Source organism: Williamsia sterculiae (genome assembly GCF_900156495.1).
GTDB lineage: Bacteria > Actinomycetota > Actinomycetes > Mycobacteriales > Mycobacteriaceae > Williamsia_B > Williamsia_B sterculiae.
On the sequence record NZ_FTNT01000003.1, the window covers coordinates 297,095 to 313,049 of the forward strand.

Here is a 15,955-nt window from a genome sequence, read left to right on the forward strand (position 1 = left end):
GTCCGGCGATACGACAGCGGCGGGCCGGATCTCGTCCGGCCCGCCGCGTCCGTCGTCAACTCGTCGGTCAGTCCTCGGCGATCATGTTGCGCAGCACGAACTGCAGGATGCCGCCGTTGCGGTAGTAGTCGGCCTCACCGGGCGTGTCGATACGAACCTTCGCATCGAATTCCACCGTGTTGCCGTCCTCCTTGGTCGCAGTCACGTGCACGGTCTCGGGGGTCTGCCCGTTGTTCAGATCCTCGATCCCGCTGATGTCGAACGTCTCGGTGCCGTCCAGGCCCAGCGACTTGTGTGACTCGCCCTCCGGGAACTGCAGCGGGATGACCCCCATACCGATGAGGTTCGAACGGTGGATGCGCTCGAAGCTCTCGGTGATCACCGCGCGCACCCCCAACAGCCGGGTGCCCTTGGCGGCCCAGTCGCGCGACGACCCGGTGCCGTACTCCTTGCCGCCGAGCACCACCAGCGGGGTGTCCTGCGCGGCGTAGTTCTGCGCGGCGTCGTAGATGAACGACTGCGGGCCGCCCTCCTGGGTGAAGTCGCGGGTGTATCCGCCCGTCACCCCGTCGAGCAGCTGGTTCTGCAAGCGGATGTTGCCGAACGTCGACCGGATCATCACCTCGTGGTTGCCGCGGCGAGCACCCAGCGAGTTGTAGTCCTTACGTGCCACACCGTGTTCGTCGAGATACTGCGCGGCGGGTGTGCCGGGCTTGATCGTCGACGCAGGCGAGATGTGGTCGGTGGTCACGGAATCGCCCAGCTTGGCCAGCACCCGCGCACCCTTGATGTCGGTGACCGGCGACGGCTCACGCTGCATGCCCTCGAAGTACGGAGGCTTCCGCACGTAGGTCGACTCGTCGTCCCACTCGAACGTCTTGCCGTCCGGCGTCGGCAGGTTGCGCCACCGGTCGTCACCCTTGAACACGTCCGCGTAGTCCGAGGCGTACTGCTCGGGAGAGATGGAGTCGGCGATGGTCTGCTCGATCTCCTCGGTGCTCGGCCAGATGTCCTTGAGGTAGACGTCGTTGCCGTCGGTGTCGGTACCCAGCGGATCGTTCTCGAAGTCGAAGTCCATGGTTCCGGCCAGCGCGTACGCGATGACGAGAGGCGGCGACGCCAGGTAGTTCATCTTCACGTCCGGGTTGATGCGACCCTCGAAGTTGCGGTTGCCCGACAGCACCGCGGTGGCGGTGAGGTCGTTGTCGTTGATCGCCTTGGAGATCTCCTCCGGCAGCGGACCCGAGTTGCCGATGCACGTGGTGCAGCCGTAACCGACCAGGAAGAAGCCCAGCTTCTCCAGGTACGGCCACAGGCCGGCCTTGTCGTAGTAGCCGGTGACGACCTGCGATCCGGGCGCCATCGAGGTCTTCACCCACGGCTTGGACGTGAGACCCTTGTCCACCGCCTTCTTGGCCAGCAGACCCGCACCGAGCATCACCGACGGATTGGACGTGTTGGTGCAACTGGTGATGGACGCGATGGACACGATGCCGTGATCGAGGATCATCGCGCCGCGTTCGGGCGACTCCACCCGGACGGGGTTCGACGGACGGCCCTCGGAGTTCTTGGACGCGTTGTGTGCGGGCTCCTCCTCGTCCGAGAACGACAGTGTGGCCGCGCCGGGGGAGGTCGACGGAGAGTCCGACGCCGGGAAGCTCTCCTCGTTGGACTCGTCGACGCCGTTGATCTTGGGGCTGTTGCCGTTCTCGACGTAGTTGTGGATGTCCTTGCGGAACGCGTTCTTCGCATCCCACAGCTCGATCCGGTCCTGCGGGCGCTTCGGTCCGGCGATCGAGGGCACCACATCGCCCAGGTCGAGCTCCAGGTACTCCGAGTAGACCGGTTCCTTGTCACCGGTGTGCCACAGCCCCTGCTCCTTGGCATACGCCTCCACCAGGGCAAGGGTCTCGGCGTTGCGGCCTGTGAGTTCGAGGTACTTGATGGTCTCCTCGTCGATCGGGAAGATCGCGCAGGTGGAGCCGAACTCGGGGCTCATGTTGCCGATGGTGGCCCGATTGGCCAGCGGCACCTCGGCGACACCGGCGCCGTAGAACTCGACGAACTTGCCGACCACACCGTGCTTGCGCAGCATCTCGGTGATGGTGAGCACCACGTCGGTGGCCGTCACACCCGGCCGGGTGGAACCGCTCAGCTTGAAGCCGACCACGCGGGGGATCAGCATCGAGATCGGCTGGCCCAGCATGGCGGCCTCGGCCTCGATACCACCGACGCCCCAGCCCAGGACGCCGAGGCCGTTCTCCATCGTGGTGTGCGAGTCGGTGCCCACGCAGGTATCGGGGTAGGCGACGCCGTCGCGGACCATGACCGAGCGGGCGAGGTGCTCGATGTTGACCTGGTGGACGATGCCGGTGCCCGGCGGTACCACGCGGAAGTCGGAGAAGGCACCCTGACCCCACCGGAGGAATTGGTAACGCTCGCCGTTGCGCTGGTACTCGATCTCCACGTTGCGCTCGAAGGCCTGCGCGTTGCCGAAGGCCTCGATGATCACCGAGTGGTCGATGACCATTTCCGCGGGCGCGAGCGGGTTGACCTGATCGGGGTCACCGCCCAGTTCCTTGACCGCCTCACGCATGGTCGCGAGGTCGACGATGCAGGGGACACCGGTGAAGTCCTGCATGATCACCCGGGCGGGGGTGAACTGGATCTCGATGCTCGGGTCCGCCTCGGGATCCCAGTTGGCGATGGCCTGGATGTGCTCGCCGGTGATGTTCGCGCCGTCCTCGGTACGCAGCAGGTTCTCGGCGAGAACCTTCAGAGCGTACGGGAGCTTGTCGGTGCCCTCGACAGCGCTGAGGCGGTAGATCTCGTACGACTTGTCACCGACCTCGAGAGTGCCCTTGGCCCCGAAAGAATCGACGCTGGATGAACCTTTACTCACTGCAACTCCACTCTGTGTCGTCGGCGAGTACGCCGACGGGTTTGTGCGCCGGGGGCTGTACCGGCGTCCGTGCCCTGATCCGTCCGGCGACCGTGTGACGTGGCGTTCGACCCGCCCGCGGTGGTCGTCGAGGACCGCTGCGACCAGCTTAACAGTACGCACGTACTGGTAAAACCGACGGGGCTGCCGAGCGTGTCGACGCGCATGTCGTCACCGGTGCACAGCGACACCTCGATTGTGTCGTAATGTGCTGCTCTGGGTTCGGTGGCCAGAAAAATCGCCCGAACGAGAATCGCCGAGTGATCGCCATTGCGCGATGCGAAGGGATGAGGACTCGCAGATGACACCGGGTCAGATGTCGCCGGCCTCCACCGTCGGATACGCGACCGACGTGACGGCGACCCCCGCGCACCTCGGTCCGTTCGCCGCGCGCCCGATGGTGGCGGACACCTCCGGTGACCAGCCGACCGTCGACATCCCCGCCATCGAGAACGATCTGCGTGACGACCACGTCAGCGCTCCCGCGGACATCACCCCGGGCCTGGTCCGGGTGGTCGCGGATGCCCGCGATCACGGTCACCAGCTCAACGTGGTGGTGCTGACCGAACCCCAGCCGGTGTTCACCCACTACCGGGACTTCGCGACCGAGATCCGCCACGACACCGGAGGCACCGTGATCGTGCTCGGTCCGGACGGTGTCGGATCGTCGTCCGCCGACTTCAGCCGCGTGCAGCTCGAGCAGGCGCAGGACAACCTCAAGATCAGCGATCCCACGGTCGCGGCCCAACAGATGGTCGACCGCGTGACGGATCAGACGCCGGTGCCGTGGACCGTGGTCACCGTGTGTCTCATCGTCGTGATGATCCTGGGCGCGGTGATCGCCCGCGTCCGGCAACTCCGTGCACGGGCGGCCGTGGACAACGCGGATAGCGACGACGCCGAGGTCGCGTCGGCGTCCGCTCGGCGCGGCTCCGCATCGAACGGCCCGGACGGCGTCTGACTCTCGTCGTCGCTGCGTCCATCTCTGCGCAGTTCAGCGCATTTCCGCAGGTAATCACCACAATGTAATTTGTGACTCGTGTTTCTTCGGGTGTCATTGTGGCGTACGGTTCACTTGTCCATGGGTGATGTTCTTGGGGAAGCAGCGCACCCCTGTGGCAGGAATTTCGTGACGTACGAGCGATGCCCCGAGGCGGCAGCACCGGGATCTCTGTGTCCTCGTCCGGCCACATGCTGGTGATGCGAGGGAGTGATCAGTGACGCGACGTACCGCACACGGTGGTTTGCGCATCGCGATCGGGGAAAGCCGCGGACGACGGGGCAGTGAACCGAGGCGTGCGCGACCTGCCGTCGGGCGACGGCTGACCGCGATCTGCGCAATGACCGTCGCACTCGCGGCCATGGTCAGCGCCGGCTACGCCTCGGGTGCCCCCGCGACCAACCCGCCGGTCAGCATCTCGCAACTGATCAACGAGATCGCCGGCGCCAATCAGACCCTGGCCGACCTCTCCAGCGACGTCGCGGCCAAACGTGAGGGTGTGAACCGCTCGCTGGTGGACCTGCAGAACGCCAGGGACGCCGAGCGCCTGGCCGGTGTCGCCGTGCGCACCGCGCAGGGTTCGGTACAGAAAGCGAGCGGTGCGGTCGAGGCCGCGCAACAGAAGTTCGACGAATTGACCCGCGCCGCCTACAAGCAGGGCAACACCCAGAACTCGTTGTCGAACTTCGTCGCGGACGACCCCGGCGCGATGCTCAACCGCGCGTCGGTTCTCGACCGGTTGAGTCACAACCAACAGGGCATCATCAAGAACCTGCAGATCGCCAGGAACGAGAAGGCGAACAAAGCGGCCACCGCGGTGGCCAGTCAGCGTCAGGCCACCCGGGCGACCCAGGCCGCCGCGGAGCGCAAGAGCAGCGCCGAACAGGCGATCTCGGCGGCGATCGCGGCGGTGAACGGCCAACAGCAGAAGCGCGACACGCTGATCTCCGCCCGCGATCGCGCCCAGGCCGCACTGGACGCCATGCGGGCCGCGGCGGGCAGGCAGTCGGCCGGTACACAGGCGACCACCGCACCGCGAAGCGGGTCCCCGGCCACCGCCCCGAGCACCTCCGGCAGCGGCGGTCAGGCCCCGGCTCCGTCGCAGAACTCTCCGCAGCCCGCCCCGGCCGCCCCGGGAGCACCGACCCAGGCGGCCGCGCCGGCGACGCCCGGCGCGCCGACGCCGGCCGCCGACGACACCTCCGCGCGCGACGCCGCCCTGCAGGCCGCGGCGAAAGCCGCCGCGGAACTGGCCGTCAACGGCACCCAGCAGATTCTTGCGAACCTGGTCGCGGCGGTAGGTGGCACCCACACCGACCTCGACGGATCCGCGTTCGGCAGCAGTGGCTGGGGCAGCGACTCCGGCAACAGCGGTGACGGCAGCACGGGCGGCGGCGGGGGCGGCACCGTACAGCCCGGCATCACCGGACCGGCCGCGGTGGAGATCGTGGTGAATCGTGCGATGTCACAGCTCGGGGTGACCTACGCGTGGGGCGGTGGTGACGCGAACGGGCCCACCCAGGGCATCCGCGACGGCGGTGTCGCCGACAGTTACGGCGACTACAACAAGGTCGGGTTCGACTGCTCGGGTCTGATGGTCTACGCGTTCGCGGGTGTCGGCATCTCCCTGCCGCATTACACCGGTTATCAGTACACCGCGGGACCGCAGGTGCCGTTGGCGCAGATGCAGCGTGGCGACATGATCTTCTACGGTGCCAACGCCAGCGAGCACGTGGCCATGTACCTCGGTAACAACCAGATGATCGAGGCTCCGGAATCCGGTGACGTGGTCAAGGTGTCGCCGCTGCGCACCAGCGGTGCGATGCCCTACGTGGTCCGGATGGTCTGACCTGTGCGACTCCTCGTCGCTCCACGTGACGGTCGGCCCCGGCCCGGAGATGACTAGTCTGGCGGTCGGCACGGCGACGGATCGACACGAGAGCGCGGAGGACAGCGAGTGGCCCCAGACGGCGCGACCACGGCAGGCGGAACCACGGCGGGTGGCAACCCGGCGGGCGGGGGGACCCAGGTGGGCGACCAACCCGCCCTCACCGAGGCCGACATCGCACTGCTCGAGCGGACGATGTATGAGGTCAAACGCGTCATCGTCGGTCAGGATCAGCTCGTCGAGCGCATCCTGGTCGGGTTGTTGGCGCGGGGTCACATCCTGCTGGAAGGTGTTCCCGGGGTGGCCAAGACCCTCGCGGTGGAGACCTACGCGACGGTCATCGGCGGGTCCTTCTCCCGGGTGCAGTTCACCCCGGACCTGGTGCCCACCGACCTTCTCGGTACCCGTATCTACCGTCAGGGACGCGAGTCCTTCGACACCGAACTCGGTCCGGTGGTTGCCAACTTCCTGCTCGCCGACGAGATCAACCGCGCACCGGCCAAGGTGCAGTCCGCGCTGCTCGAGGTGATGGCCGAGCGCCACGTGTCCATCGGTGGGGTCACCTACCCGATGCCCGACCCGTTCCTGGTGATGGCCACCCAGAACCCGATCGAGAACGAGGGTGTGTACCCGCTCCCGGAAGCGCAGCGGGACCGGTTCCTGTTCAAGGTGCTCGTCGACTACCCGTCGGTCGAGGAGGAGCGCGAGATCGTCTACCGGATGGGGAACGTGCCGCCGCAGGCACACCCGATCCTGGACCCGGAGGCGATGGTGCGGTTGCAGCGCATCGCCGCCAACGTCTTCGTCCACCACGCACTGGTCGACTACGTGGTCCGGGTGATCAACGCGACCCGCCGGCCCGCCGAACTCGGCATGGCCGACGTCGCGAACTGGCTCTCCTACGGTGCGTCCCCACGCGCGACCCTGGGCATCGTCGCTGCCGCCCGGGCACTGGCACTCGTCCGCGGTCGTGACTACGTGATCCCGCAGGACGTGGTGACGATCATGCCGGACGTCCTGCGTCACCGACTGGTGCTAAGCTACGACGCACTCGCCGACGAGGTGACCGCCGACGACGTCATCACCCGGGTGTTGCAGACCGTCGCGCTGCCGCAGGTGACGTCGCAGCCGCTCACCGCGCCGCCCCAGGTTCCCGCGCCCGGGCAGCCTCCCTATCCGCAGGGCGGTCCTCAGCGCCCCGGGGGACCGGTGCCGCCGCAGCAGCAGCCGGCACCACCGCAGGGCCCGCCCCCACAGGCACCGCCGGTGTCGCAGCCGGGTCCGATGACCAAGGCCATGCCGACCGGCGCGCCGCGCGAGAGCGCGGCGCCGCACGACCCCGCCCGAACCGACCCGGCGCCGCAGCAGCCACGGACGCACGATGGCGGAAGCTAGCCCGCTCCCGTCCTTCGGCGCGGGCGCACTCGAGGACCCGAGACTCAGCGCTGCGCTGCGCACCCTGGAGATCACGGTGCGTCGCAAGCTGGACGGTGTCCTGCAGGGCGATCACCTGGGGCTCATCCCCGGCCCGGGCAGCGAACCGGGCGAGGCACGCGAGTATCAGCCCGGCGACGACGTGCGTCGGATGGACTGGTCGGTGACGGCTCGGACCACGCACGCGCACGTACGTCAGATGGTTGCCGACCGCGAGTTGGAGACGTGGTTGGTGGTGGACGTGTCGGGCAGTCTCGACTTCGGCACCGTCCGGTCCACCAAACGGGATCTGGCGGTCGCCGGCAGCGCGGCCATCGCGCACCTCACCATGGGTGGGGGCAATCGGCTCGGGGCGATCGTGTCCAGCGGTGACCGGATCGTCCAGGTGCCCGCCCGCAGCGGTCGGGCCCACGCCATGAACCTCCTCAAGACCATCGCGACCACCCGTCGCGCCGCCGAGTCCACACGCGGTGACCTGCGCGGCGCCATCGACTCCCTGCGCCGACCGCAACGCCGCCGAGGCCTGGCCGTCGTGGTCAGCGATTTCCTCGGTCCCATCGATTGGGATCGTCCGTTGCGCGCGGTCGGCGCACACCACGAGGTGCTGGGGGTGGAGGTCCTCGACCCGCGCGACCTCGAGTTGCCGCCGATCGGCGAGGTGGTGTTGCGCGACGCCGAGAGCGGCGCGGTCCGGGAACTGACCATCACCGACGAGATCCGACGCGATTTCGCCGCCGCCGCGGGCGCGCACAGTGCCGCTGTGCGCCGCCACCTGCGACAGGCGGGCGCCCCGACCCTGCAACTGCGCACCGACCGTGACTGGGTCGCCGACGTGGTGCGTTTCGTCGCCCGCCGCCGGCAGGGCATGTCGGTGGGAGTGGGTCGGTAGATGTTCGACCTCGCCAGCCCCTGGTGGCTGCTGTTGCTGCTGGCCATCGCCCTGGTGGCGTTGGCCTACGTGCAGGCCCAGCGACGTAAGCAGAACCGCGCGCTGCGGTTCGCCAACACCGAGGTCCTCGACCAGGTCCTGCCCGCGCAGCGCAACCGGTTGCGGCACGTGCCGATCGCCCTGATGTTGGTGGCGTTGGTGGTGCTGACCGTCGCATTGGCCTCGCCGCAGGCCGACCGCCGGGTACCGCGCAACAAGGCCACCGTGGTGTTGGTGGTCGACGTATCGCGGTCGATGAACTCCACCGACGTCGCACCGACCCGCATCAAGGCGGCGCAGGCCGCCGCGAAGCGGTTCGCCGACGAGCTGACCCCGGGCATCAACCTGGGCCTCATCTCGTTCGCCGGTTTCCCGGTCACCCTGGTGTCGCCGACACCGGATCACGGGGCCACCAAACTCGCCGTCGACAAACTGCAACTCGCCGACAAGACCGCGACCGGTGAGGGCATCTTTGCCGCGTTGCAGCAGATCCAGACGCTCAACGCGGTGCTCGGTGGCGGACAGAACGCCCCACCGTCGCGGGTCGTGCTGCTCTCCGACGGCAAGGAGACCGTCCCCGACGATCCGGACGACCCGCGGGGTGCGTTCACCGCGGCGCGGAAGTCGAAGGAGGAGAAGATCCCGGTCAGCACCATCTCCTTCGGCACCGTCGGCGGCACCGTCAACCTCGACGGTGACGAGATCCCGGTGCCGGTGGACGACGACTCACTCCATCAGATCGCCAACCTGTCCGGCGGTGACTTCTTCACCGCGTCGAGCCTGGACGAACTGACCAAGGTGTACGAGACCCTGCAGAAGCAGATCGGGTTCGAGACCCGCCGTGGGGACGCGTCCCGGCCGTGGTTGATCGCAGGCACGATCCTGGTCCTGCTCGCGGCGGCGGGGGCGATAGCCATCAACCGCAGACTGCCGTGACGAGGTGGACCTGCCGGGACTCCGGACACGCGGAACCGATAGGTTGACCGTCATGGCTGAGAGCAACGACAGCGGGAGCAGCGCGGACGGCACCGTGTCGCGGTCGGTTCTGGTGACGGGCGGCAATCGGGGTATCGGTCTGGCGATCGCGCGTCGACTGTCGGCCGACGGTCACCGGGTCGCGGTGACCCACCGCGGGTCGGGCGCCCCCGACGGGCTGTTCGGTGTGCAGTGCGACGTCACCGACTCCGAGTCCGTCGCGAACGCGTTCGCGGAGGTGGAGAAGCAGCAGGGCGCTGTGGAGGTACTCGTGTCCAACGCGGGCACCACCGACGACACGCTGCTCATGCGGATGTCGGAGGAACAGTTCTCCAAGGTCGTCGACGCCAACCTCACCGGCGCGTTCCGGGTGGCGAAGGCCGCCTCCCGGTCGATGCTGCGCAAGCGCTTCGGCCGGTTCATCTTCATCGGTTCAGTGGTGGGGTTGATGGGAACTCCCGGGCAGGTCAACTACGCCTCGTCCAAGGCCGGACTGGTCGGGATGGCACGGTCGCTGACCCGAGAGTTGGGATCGCGGTCGATCACCGCCAACGTCGTCGCCCCGGGATTCATCGACACCGAGATGACCCAGGCGCTGCCCGACGAGTACGGCGAGCAGGTGCTCAAGGCCATCCCCCTGCAACGCATCGGTCAGCCCGACGAGGTCGCCGCCGTGGTCAGCTGGCTCGCCTCCGACGACGCCACCTACGTGTCGGGTGCCGTCATCCCGGTCGACGGTGGCCTGGGAATGGGTCACTGACGGCGCCCACCCCGACGCACGCACGATTCGACGCATTCGGCCACCCACTGCCCGACACCACCTCGAACAGGAGAACCCCGTGAGCGGACTGCTCGACGGCAAGACCATCCTCGTCACCGGCATCATCACCGATGCGTCCATCGCCTTCCATGCGGCCGCAATGGCCCAGGAGCAGGGTGCGACCGTGATCATCACCGGAATCCCCGAGCGACTGCGCCTCATCGACCGTATCGCCAGGCGTTTGCCCCAGGAGGTGCCGCCGGCGATCGGTCTGGACATCACCAGCGAGGACGACCTCGCCGCGTTGGCCGACAAGATCCGCGAACTCGCACCGCAGGGGATCGACGGCGTGTTGCACTCCATCGCGTTCGCGCCGCGCACCCTGATGGGACCCGACGCCGAGACCTTCCTCAACGGACCCGGCCCGGACGCGGCGAAGGCGTTCGAGATCTCGGCGTGGAGTTACGCCTCGTTGGCCCGGGCTGCGCTGCCCGCGTTGAACGAGGGCGGCTCGATCGTCGGCATGGACTTCGATCCGCGTACCGCGCTGCCGTTCTACAACTGGATGGGGGTGGCCAAGGCCGCGCTCGAGTCGGTGAACCGGTACGTGGCGCGCGAGGTGGGGGAGGCCAAGAGGATTCGCTCCAACCTGGTCGCGGCCGGGCCGATCAAGACGTTGGCCGCCAAGGCCATCGCGGGCACCGCCACCGACGACGCCGCGAAGCTCAACCAACTCAACGAGTACTGGGACGGGGCATCGCCCATCGGTTGGAACGTCGACGATCCGACCCCGGTGGCCAAGTCGATCTGCGCGCTGTTGTCGGATTGGCTCCCCGCGACCACCGGATCCATCGTCTACGTCGACGGCGGTGCGAGTCACAACACCTGGTTCCCCGAGGGCGGTTTCGGGCAGAGCGCCTCAGCGTGATCGGTATCGTCGAAGCGTGACAGCACCTTTCGACGCGGTTCTCGTCCTGTCCTTCGGCGGGCCGGAGAAGCCCGAGGACGTGCGGCCGTTTCTGGAGAACGTGACCCGCGGTCGCGGTGTGCCGCCGGAGCGCCTTGACGAGGTGGCTCAGCACTACCTGCACTTCGGTGGCAGATCACCGATCAACGACCTCAACCGCGATCTGATCGCCCGCCTCGAGCCCGCCCTCGAGGCGGCCGGTCTCCCGCTGCCCGCGTATTTCGGCAACCGCAACTGGCACCCGATGGTCGAGGACGTCGTCGCGCAGATGTACCGCGACGGACACCGCCGGGTACTGGTGTTCCCGACCTCCGCGTGGGGCGGCTACTCGGGGTGTAGGCAGTACCACGAGGACATCGCCAGGGCGTTGAGCGCACTCGACGCGCCCGAACCGATGGTGCTGCGCAAACTGCCGCAGTATTGGGACAACCCACTGTTCGTTGCGGCAGCGGCAGACGCCGTGGCGGCGGCGCGGGCCGAGATGACCGCTGCCACGGGGGAACCGGGTCGACTGGTCTTCACGGCCCATTCGGTGCCGGTGTCGGCCGACCGCACCGCCGGACCGCCCGACGACGGAGGTCACCTCTACAGCCGTCAGATCGCGGCGGCATCGGCGCTCGCGGCCGCGGCCGCCGGGGTGGAGGACTACGACCAGGTCTGGCAGTCGCGATCCGGTCCGCCGCAGATCCCGTGGCTCGAACCCGACATCTGCGACCACCTCGAGTCCCTCGCCGCCGACGGGGTCACCGCCGCGGTGATGAGCCCCATCGGTTTTGTCTCCGACCACCTCGAGGTGGTCTGGGATCTCGACAACGAAGCGCACGAGACCGCCGACGAGCTGGGCATGACCCTGCGTCGCACCGGCACCGTGGACACCGACCCCCGGTTCGTGCAGATGATCGTCGAGCTCGTCGCCGACCACGTGGATGGCGAACCCGATCTGTCGTTGGGCTGCGGCGACAACGGCGGCCCCTGCCGGCCGCGGTGCTGTGAGCCGGCGAAGCGACCGGTGCGACGCGGCTAAGTTTCGCCGCGACACACCGGGGACGTGCCACCCGGATCACCGCGCGGCGGTGTTCGCGCAGGTCACACCGTCCGGCATGATGTGGTGTCCGTGTTCACGGAGAATTCGACCCGCTTCTCACCCGTACCCGGCGTCCGGTCGGCAAAAATGACTGGGCGCGCTCGGGACGTCCGGGTGCGGGACCAACGATGGGGAGGAACTCCAGTGGCGATCGCAGACAAGTTCGACAAGGCCTACGCCGACAAGTCCATCGACGAGCTGGCCGACGCGCCGGTGGCGGCGCTCAAGGGTGTCAGCGACGGCGATGCCGATCTGCTCAAGCAGGCCTTCAACATCAAGACGGTCAAGGACCTGGGCACCAACAAGTTCTTTCTCTGGGCACAGGCCACCGCCAAGCTCGCCGAGTAGGGTCGCGGACGGCCGGACGCGGGCGCCCAGGGGTCAGCGTTCGGCCAGATCCGCGATCACGGTGTTCAACGCCGTCATCCGCGCGGCCCTCGTCAGCGTCCACAGTGCGGCGAATGCACGGTCGCCGTCGTCACGTGCCGCGGCGGTGAGGCCGAACTCGCGCGACGTCTGTTCGGCAACCACCACGATGGCCTCCACCTGCGCGCTCTGCGCGAGCACGCGGTCGACGCGCGGATCGGTCTCCGGCGGCAGGTGTATGTGGGCACTGGTCGCCGCCGCGGCGATCCGCTGCCGCAGATCCGCGGGGGTCCGCGCCCCGGGTCCACCGAGCTGTCCGAGCAACTGAGCCGCATCGCGGACACCCTCGCGCAACGCGTATTCCATCTCGGCGAGAGATCGACCGACCGGTACGGTCGCGGTGCCCGCGTCGTGCACGCCCCATGTCACCGTGTACCGATCCACGCGGCGCGCACTCAGCGCGATCGATGTTTCGGAAGCGAACGTCAGCAGCAACACCTCACCGGTGTCGAGGGCGGCGGCACGGGCCGGACCGGCGGGTAACCCGTGGAGGTCACCGGGCGCGACCAGCAGGATCCCGATCTCCTCGGCCGATCGGATCAGCGTCAACAGCGCCTCGCTGCCCGCGTCGTCGGACCCGCCACCGAGCCGTGGTCCGGCACCGGTCACCCGGTGGGTGAGTGGACTCGTGTCGCCGACGGTGGTGGCGATCGCCATCGCGTCCAGCACGTCGTCGGGCGCACAACGATCGGACCGCCACGCGGCAGCCCAGGTGCCCAGTGCGGTGATGGCGCCGCGAGCGTCGGCGCGAGCATCGAAGTCCAATTCGGTCATGACCGCCCCACTGTAGCGACGCCCGCACTCGAGCGAGGACCACGGCGTGGCACCGGCGCCGCCGCCCGGCCGGGCCCTACCGTTGTCCGCTGTGACAAGAGATGACCGGCACGGTCGGACACGAGATGACCGCTACGGTCGCGACGTCCTGTCCGCCCCACGGCGACCGCGGCGCGAGGTGCCCACCGTCGACGCCGACCGCGACCTGGTGGTCGAGGACGCGGCCACCGGCTTCTGCGGGGCAGTCGTCGGCTTCGAACGCGGATACGACGGCGACCACGTACGCCTCGAGGACCGCCGCGGTGCCACCCGCATCTTCGCGATGCGCCCGGCGGCGTTCCTCATCGACGGCCAGGCGGTGACCCTGCGCAAACCCGTCGTCACGCCCGCGAAGCGGCCCACTCGCACCGCGTCGGGGTCGGTGGCACCGGAGTCGACCCGCGCCCGCGTCGCTCGGGCCGGCCGCATCTTCGTCGAGGGTGTGCACGATGCCGCACTGGTGGAACGGATCTGGGGTGCCGACCTGCGCGCCGAGGGTGTGGTGGTGGTCCCCATCGACGGACTCGACAACCTCGGTGCCGTCCTCGACGAGTTCCGTCCCGGTCCCGACAGCCGAGCCGGTGTGCTGGCCGACCATCTGGTGGAGGGGTCCAAGGAGTCCCGACTCGCCGCCGGACACGGTCCGGACGTCCTCGTCTGCGGGCATCCGTTCATCGACGTGTGGGAGGCGGTCAAGCCCGCCGCGGTCGGTATCGAGGCGTGGCCGCGGGTGCCCCGTGGCGAGGACTGGAAGACCGGTGTCTGCACCCGCCTCGGTTGGGGCACCCCGCAGGACGCCTGGCGGCGGGTCTTCGGCTCGGTCACCGATTACCGCGACGTCGATGTGGCGCTGATCCGCGCGGTCGAGGAGTTGATCGACTTCGTCACCGTCACCGGCTGACGGGATCTCGCGTTCGGTCACGTCCCGGTGACCTCTGGCACACTGGAAGCATGTCCGCGCTGATCTGGGTGATCGCGGCACTGGTCCTGGTCGGTGCCGAGGCGCTCAGCGGGGAGCTCGTACTGCTGATGCTGGCCGGCGGTGCGGCCGTCGCCGCAGGTGTCGACTTCGCACTGGACACGCCGATCTGGGTCGACGGCCTGGTCTTCGCGGGTAGTTCCGTCCTGCTGCTGGCCGCGGTGCGGCCCATCGCTCGTGCGCACATGTTCACCCGGCCACGGACGCTGATGAACAGTGAGGCACTACCCGGTCGCGAGGCCGTGGTGTTGGAGACGGTCGACCACAGCGGTGGTCGCGTGAGCATCTCGGGCGACGAGTGGTCGGCGCGGTCGCTGAACACCACGGACACCTTCGAGGCCGGGCGGCGGGTCACCGTGATGGAGATCGACGGCGCGACAGCGGTGGTGTGGAGCGCGTGATGACCGCCACGACAACTCGGCCCCACCAGGGCGGGTCGGTATGTCGTGGCGATGGGAAGAGATGTACGCCGAACCGATGAACGGTGGGAGACGATGGATGCGTCGATGGTGACCGGACTGATAGTGCTCGCGGTGGTCGTGGTGTTGGCGGTGATCATCGTCGCCCGGTCGGTGGCACTGATACCGCAGGCCGAGGCCGCGGTGATCGAACGGCTTGGTCGGTACACCAAGACGGTGTCCGGGCAGCTCACCCTGCTGATCCCGTTCATCGACCGGATCCGCGCGCGGGTGGATCTGCGCGAGCAGGTCGTCTCGTTCCCGCCCCAGCCGGTGATCACCCAGGACAACCTGACCGTGTCCATCGACACGGTGATCTACTTCCAGGTCACCGTCCCGCAATCGGCGGTGTACGAGATCAACGACTACATCGTCGGTGTGGAGCAGCTGACCATCACCACGCTGCGCAACGTGGTTGGCGGGATGACGTTGGAGGAGACGCTGACGTCCCGGGACTCGATCAACGGCCAGCTCCGCGGAGTTCTCGACCAGGCCACCGGCCGCTGGGGCCTGCGGGTGGCGCGGGTGGAGCTGAAGAGCATCCTGCCGCCGCCGTCGATCCAGGAGTCGATGGAGAAGCAGATGAAGGCCGACCGCGAGAAGCGGGCGACCATCCTCACCGCCGAGGGGCAGCGGGAGTCGTCGATCAAGACCGCAGAGGGCAACAAGCAGAGTCAGATCCTCGCCGCGGAGGGCGCCAAACAGGCCGCGATCCTGGGCGCCGAGGCGGACCGGCAGTCGCGCATCCTGCAGGCCCAGGGTGACCGGGCGGCCCAGTATCTGCGGGCGCAGGGTGAGGCCAAGTCGATCGAGAAGACGTTCGCGGCGATCAAGTCGGCCAAACCGACCCCCGAGCTGTTGGCCTACCAATATCTGCAGCAGTTGCCCGAGATGGCCAAGGGCGAGGGCTCCACGGTCTGGGTGGTGCCCAGCGATTTCGGCTCTGCACTCCAGGGTTTCGCGAAGTCGTTCGGTGTGCAGGGTGACGACGGGGTGTTCCGGTACGAACCGCCCGCCGACGACACCAGCTCGGCCGACGTCGACGAGTCCGACATCAGCGACTGGTTCGACATGGCCACCGACCCCAAGGTGGCCAAGGCGGTGGCCGAGGCCGAGGCGGTGGCCCGCACCCCGGTCGCGACGCAGGATCAGCTGAGCCCGAGTCGGGTGAGCAAGCAGGTCGAGGCCGATCAGCTCGTCGCCGCTGCCGAGCCGGCCCCCGCGACCTCGGACGAGCCCGCTGCGGATACCGAGCTGGGTGACGCCGGGCCGGAGTCCGAGACGCGCTGACCGCGACTCCGG

The 15,955-nt window shown here is 68.4% G+C and carries 14 protein-coding genes; 12 read left to right on the forward strand and 2 right to left on the reverse strand.

Annotated elements, in window-relative coordinates:
• Positions 1–67: 67 nt before the first annotated feature.
• Entirely contained in the window at positions 68–2,902 is a 2,835-nt protein-coding gene (locus BW971_RS06960) for an aconitate hydratase (protein ID WP_076477869.1), read from the reverse strand.
• Positions 2,903–3,242: 340 nt separating this feature from the next.
• On the opposite strand from BW971_RS06960, the gene BW971_RS06965 reads away from it, so the two are divergent.
• The 9 genes from BW971_RS06965 (at position 3,243) to BW971_RS07005 (ending at position 12,325) form a co-directional block, all read left to right on the forward strand.
• The gene (locus BW971_RS06965; RefSeq protein ID WP_143690230.1) at positions 3,243–3,902 is read left to right on the forward strand and encodes an Rv1476 family membrane protein; all 660 of its coding nucleotides are present in this window, start codon (positions 3,243–3,245) and stop codon (positions 3,900–3,902) included.
• A gap of 379 nt (positions 3,903–4,281) precedes the next feature.
• Positions 4,282–5,790 (forward strand): NlpC/P60 family protein, encoded by a 1,509-nt coding sequence (locus BW971_RS06970; protein ID WP_083709405.1) that lies wholly within the window; start codon positions 4,282–4,284, stop codon positions 5,788–5,790.
• Positions 5,791–5,970: 180 nt separating this feature from the next.
• On the forward strand, positions 5,971–7,224 hold the full coding sequence (locus BW971_RS06975) for an AAA family ATPase (RefSeq protein WP_083709469.1): 1,254 nt from the start codon (positions 5,971–5,973) through the stop codon (positions 7,222–7,224).
• Positions 7,211–8,152 carry a DUF58 domain-containing protein gene (locus tag BW971_RS06980; RefSeq protein ID WP_076477871.1) on the forward strand — a complete coding sequence of 314 codons (942 nt, stop codon included), beginning with the start codon at positions 7,211–7,213 and terminating at the stop codon, positions 8,150–8,152. The genes BW971_RS06975 and BW971_RS06980 overlap by 14 nt, the downstream gene beginning before the upstream one ends.
• Entirely contained in the window at positions 8,153–9,127 is a 975-nt protein-coding gene (locus BW971_RS06985; protein WP_076477872.1) for a VWA domain-containing protein, read from the forward strand.
• Between the two features lie 52 nt (positions 9,128–9,179).
• Positions 9,180–9,926, forward strand: a complete 747-nt coding sequence (fabG1, locus tag BW971_RS06990) for a 3-oxoacyl-ACP reductase FabG1 (RefSeq protein WP_076477874.1) — start codon at positions 9,180–9,182, stop codon at positions 9,924–9,926.
• Positions 9,927–10,005: 79 nt separating this feature from the next.
• Entirely contained in the window at positions 10,006–10,854 is an 849-nt protein-coding gene (inhA, locus tag BW971_RS06995) for an NADH-dependent enoyl-ACP reductase InhA (RefSeq protein WP_076477875.1), read from the forward strand.
• Positions 10,855–10,870: 16 nt separating this feature from the next.
• Positions 10,871–11,917, forward strand: coding sequence for a ferrochelatase (locus tag BW971_RS07000; protein ID WP_076477877.1), 1,047 nt, complete (start codon positions 10,871–10,873; stop codon positions 11,915–11,917).
• 204 nt (positions 11,918–12,121) lie between these two features.
• Positions 12,122–12,325: a hypothetical protein gene (locus BW971_RS07005; RefSeq protein ID WP_076477878.1), complete on the forward strand. Its 204-nt coding sequence runs from the start codon at positions 12,122–12,124 to the stop codon at positions 12,323–12,325.
• 33 nt (positions 12,326–12,358) lie between these two features.
• Here BW971_RS07005 and BW971_RS07010 read toward each other — a convergent pair whose 3' ends face one another.
• On the reverse strand, positions 12,359–13,177 hold the full coding sequence (locus tag BW971_RS07010) for a hypothetical protein (RefSeq protein ID WP_076477880.1): 819 nt from the start codon (positions 13,175–13,177) through the stop codon (positions 12,359–12,361).
• 91 nt (positions 13,178–13,268) lie between these two features.
• Here BW971_RS07010 and BW971_RS07015 point away from each other — a divergent pair, with 91 nt between their 5' ends.
• The 3 genes from BW971_RS07015 to BW971_RS07025 all read left to right on the forward strand — a co-directional run bounded on the left by BW971_RS07015 (position 13,269) and on the right by BW971_RS07025 (position 15,943).
• Complete coding sequence (locus BW971_RS07015; RefSeq protein WP_076477881.1) at positions 13,269–14,117, forward strand: DUF3097 domain-containing protein; 849 nt, start codon at positions 13,269–13,271, stop codon at positions 14,115–14,117.
• A 50-nt stretch (positions 14,118–14,167) separates the two neighbouring features.
• Positions 14,168–14,596: an NfeD family protein gene (locus BW971_RS07020; protein ID WP_076477883.1), complete on the forward strand. Its 429-nt coding sequence runs from the start codon at positions 14,168–14,170 to the stop codon at positions 14,594–14,596.
• Positions 14,597–14,701: 105 nt separating this feature from the next.
• Complete coding sequence (locus tag BW971_RS07025) at positions 14,702–15,943, forward strand: SPFH domain-containing protein (RefSeq protein WP_407701202.1); 1,242 nt, start codon at positions 14,702–14,704, stop codon at positions 15,941–15,943.
• Positions 15,944–15,955: the final 12 nt, after the last annotated feature.

What these genes read in the sequence shown, in the direction of transcription:
- BW971_RS06970 (WP_083709405.1), top strand. Translation starts at nt 4,282, where the DNA reads ATGACCGTCGCACTCGCGGCCATGGTCAGCGCCGGCTACGCCTCGGGT.
- BW971_RS07020 (WP_076477883.1), top strand. Translation starts at nt 14,168, where the DNA reads ATGTCCGCGCTGATCTGGGTGATCGCGGCACTGGTCCTGGTCGGTGCC.
- BW971_RS06985 (WP_076477872.1), top strand. Translation starts at nt 8,153, where the DNA reads ATGTTCGACCTCGCCAGCCCCTGGTGGCTGCTGTTGCTGCTGGCCATC.
- BW971_RS07010 (WP_076477880.1), bottom strand. Translation starts at nt 13,177, where the DNA reads ATGACCGAATTGGACTTCGATGCTCGCGCCGACGCTCGCGGCGCCATC.
- fabG1 (WP_076477874.1), top strand. Translation starts at nt 9,180, where the DNA reads ATGGCTGAGAGCAACGACAGCGGGAGCAGCGCGGACGGCACCGTGTCG.
- BW971_RS06965 (WP_143690230.1), top strand. Translation starts at nt 3,243, where the DNA reads ATGACACCGGGTCAGATGTCGCCGGCCTCCACCGTCGGATACGCGACC.
- BW971_RS07025 (WP_407701202.1), top strand. Translation starts at nt 14,702, where the DNA reads ATGGTGACCGGACTGATAGTGCTCGCGGTGGTCGTGGTGTTGGCGGTG.
- BW971_RS06980 (WP_076477871.1), top strand. Translation starts at nt 7,211, where the DNA reads ATGGCGGAAGCTAGCCCGCTCCCGTCCTTCGGCGCGGGCGCACTCGAG.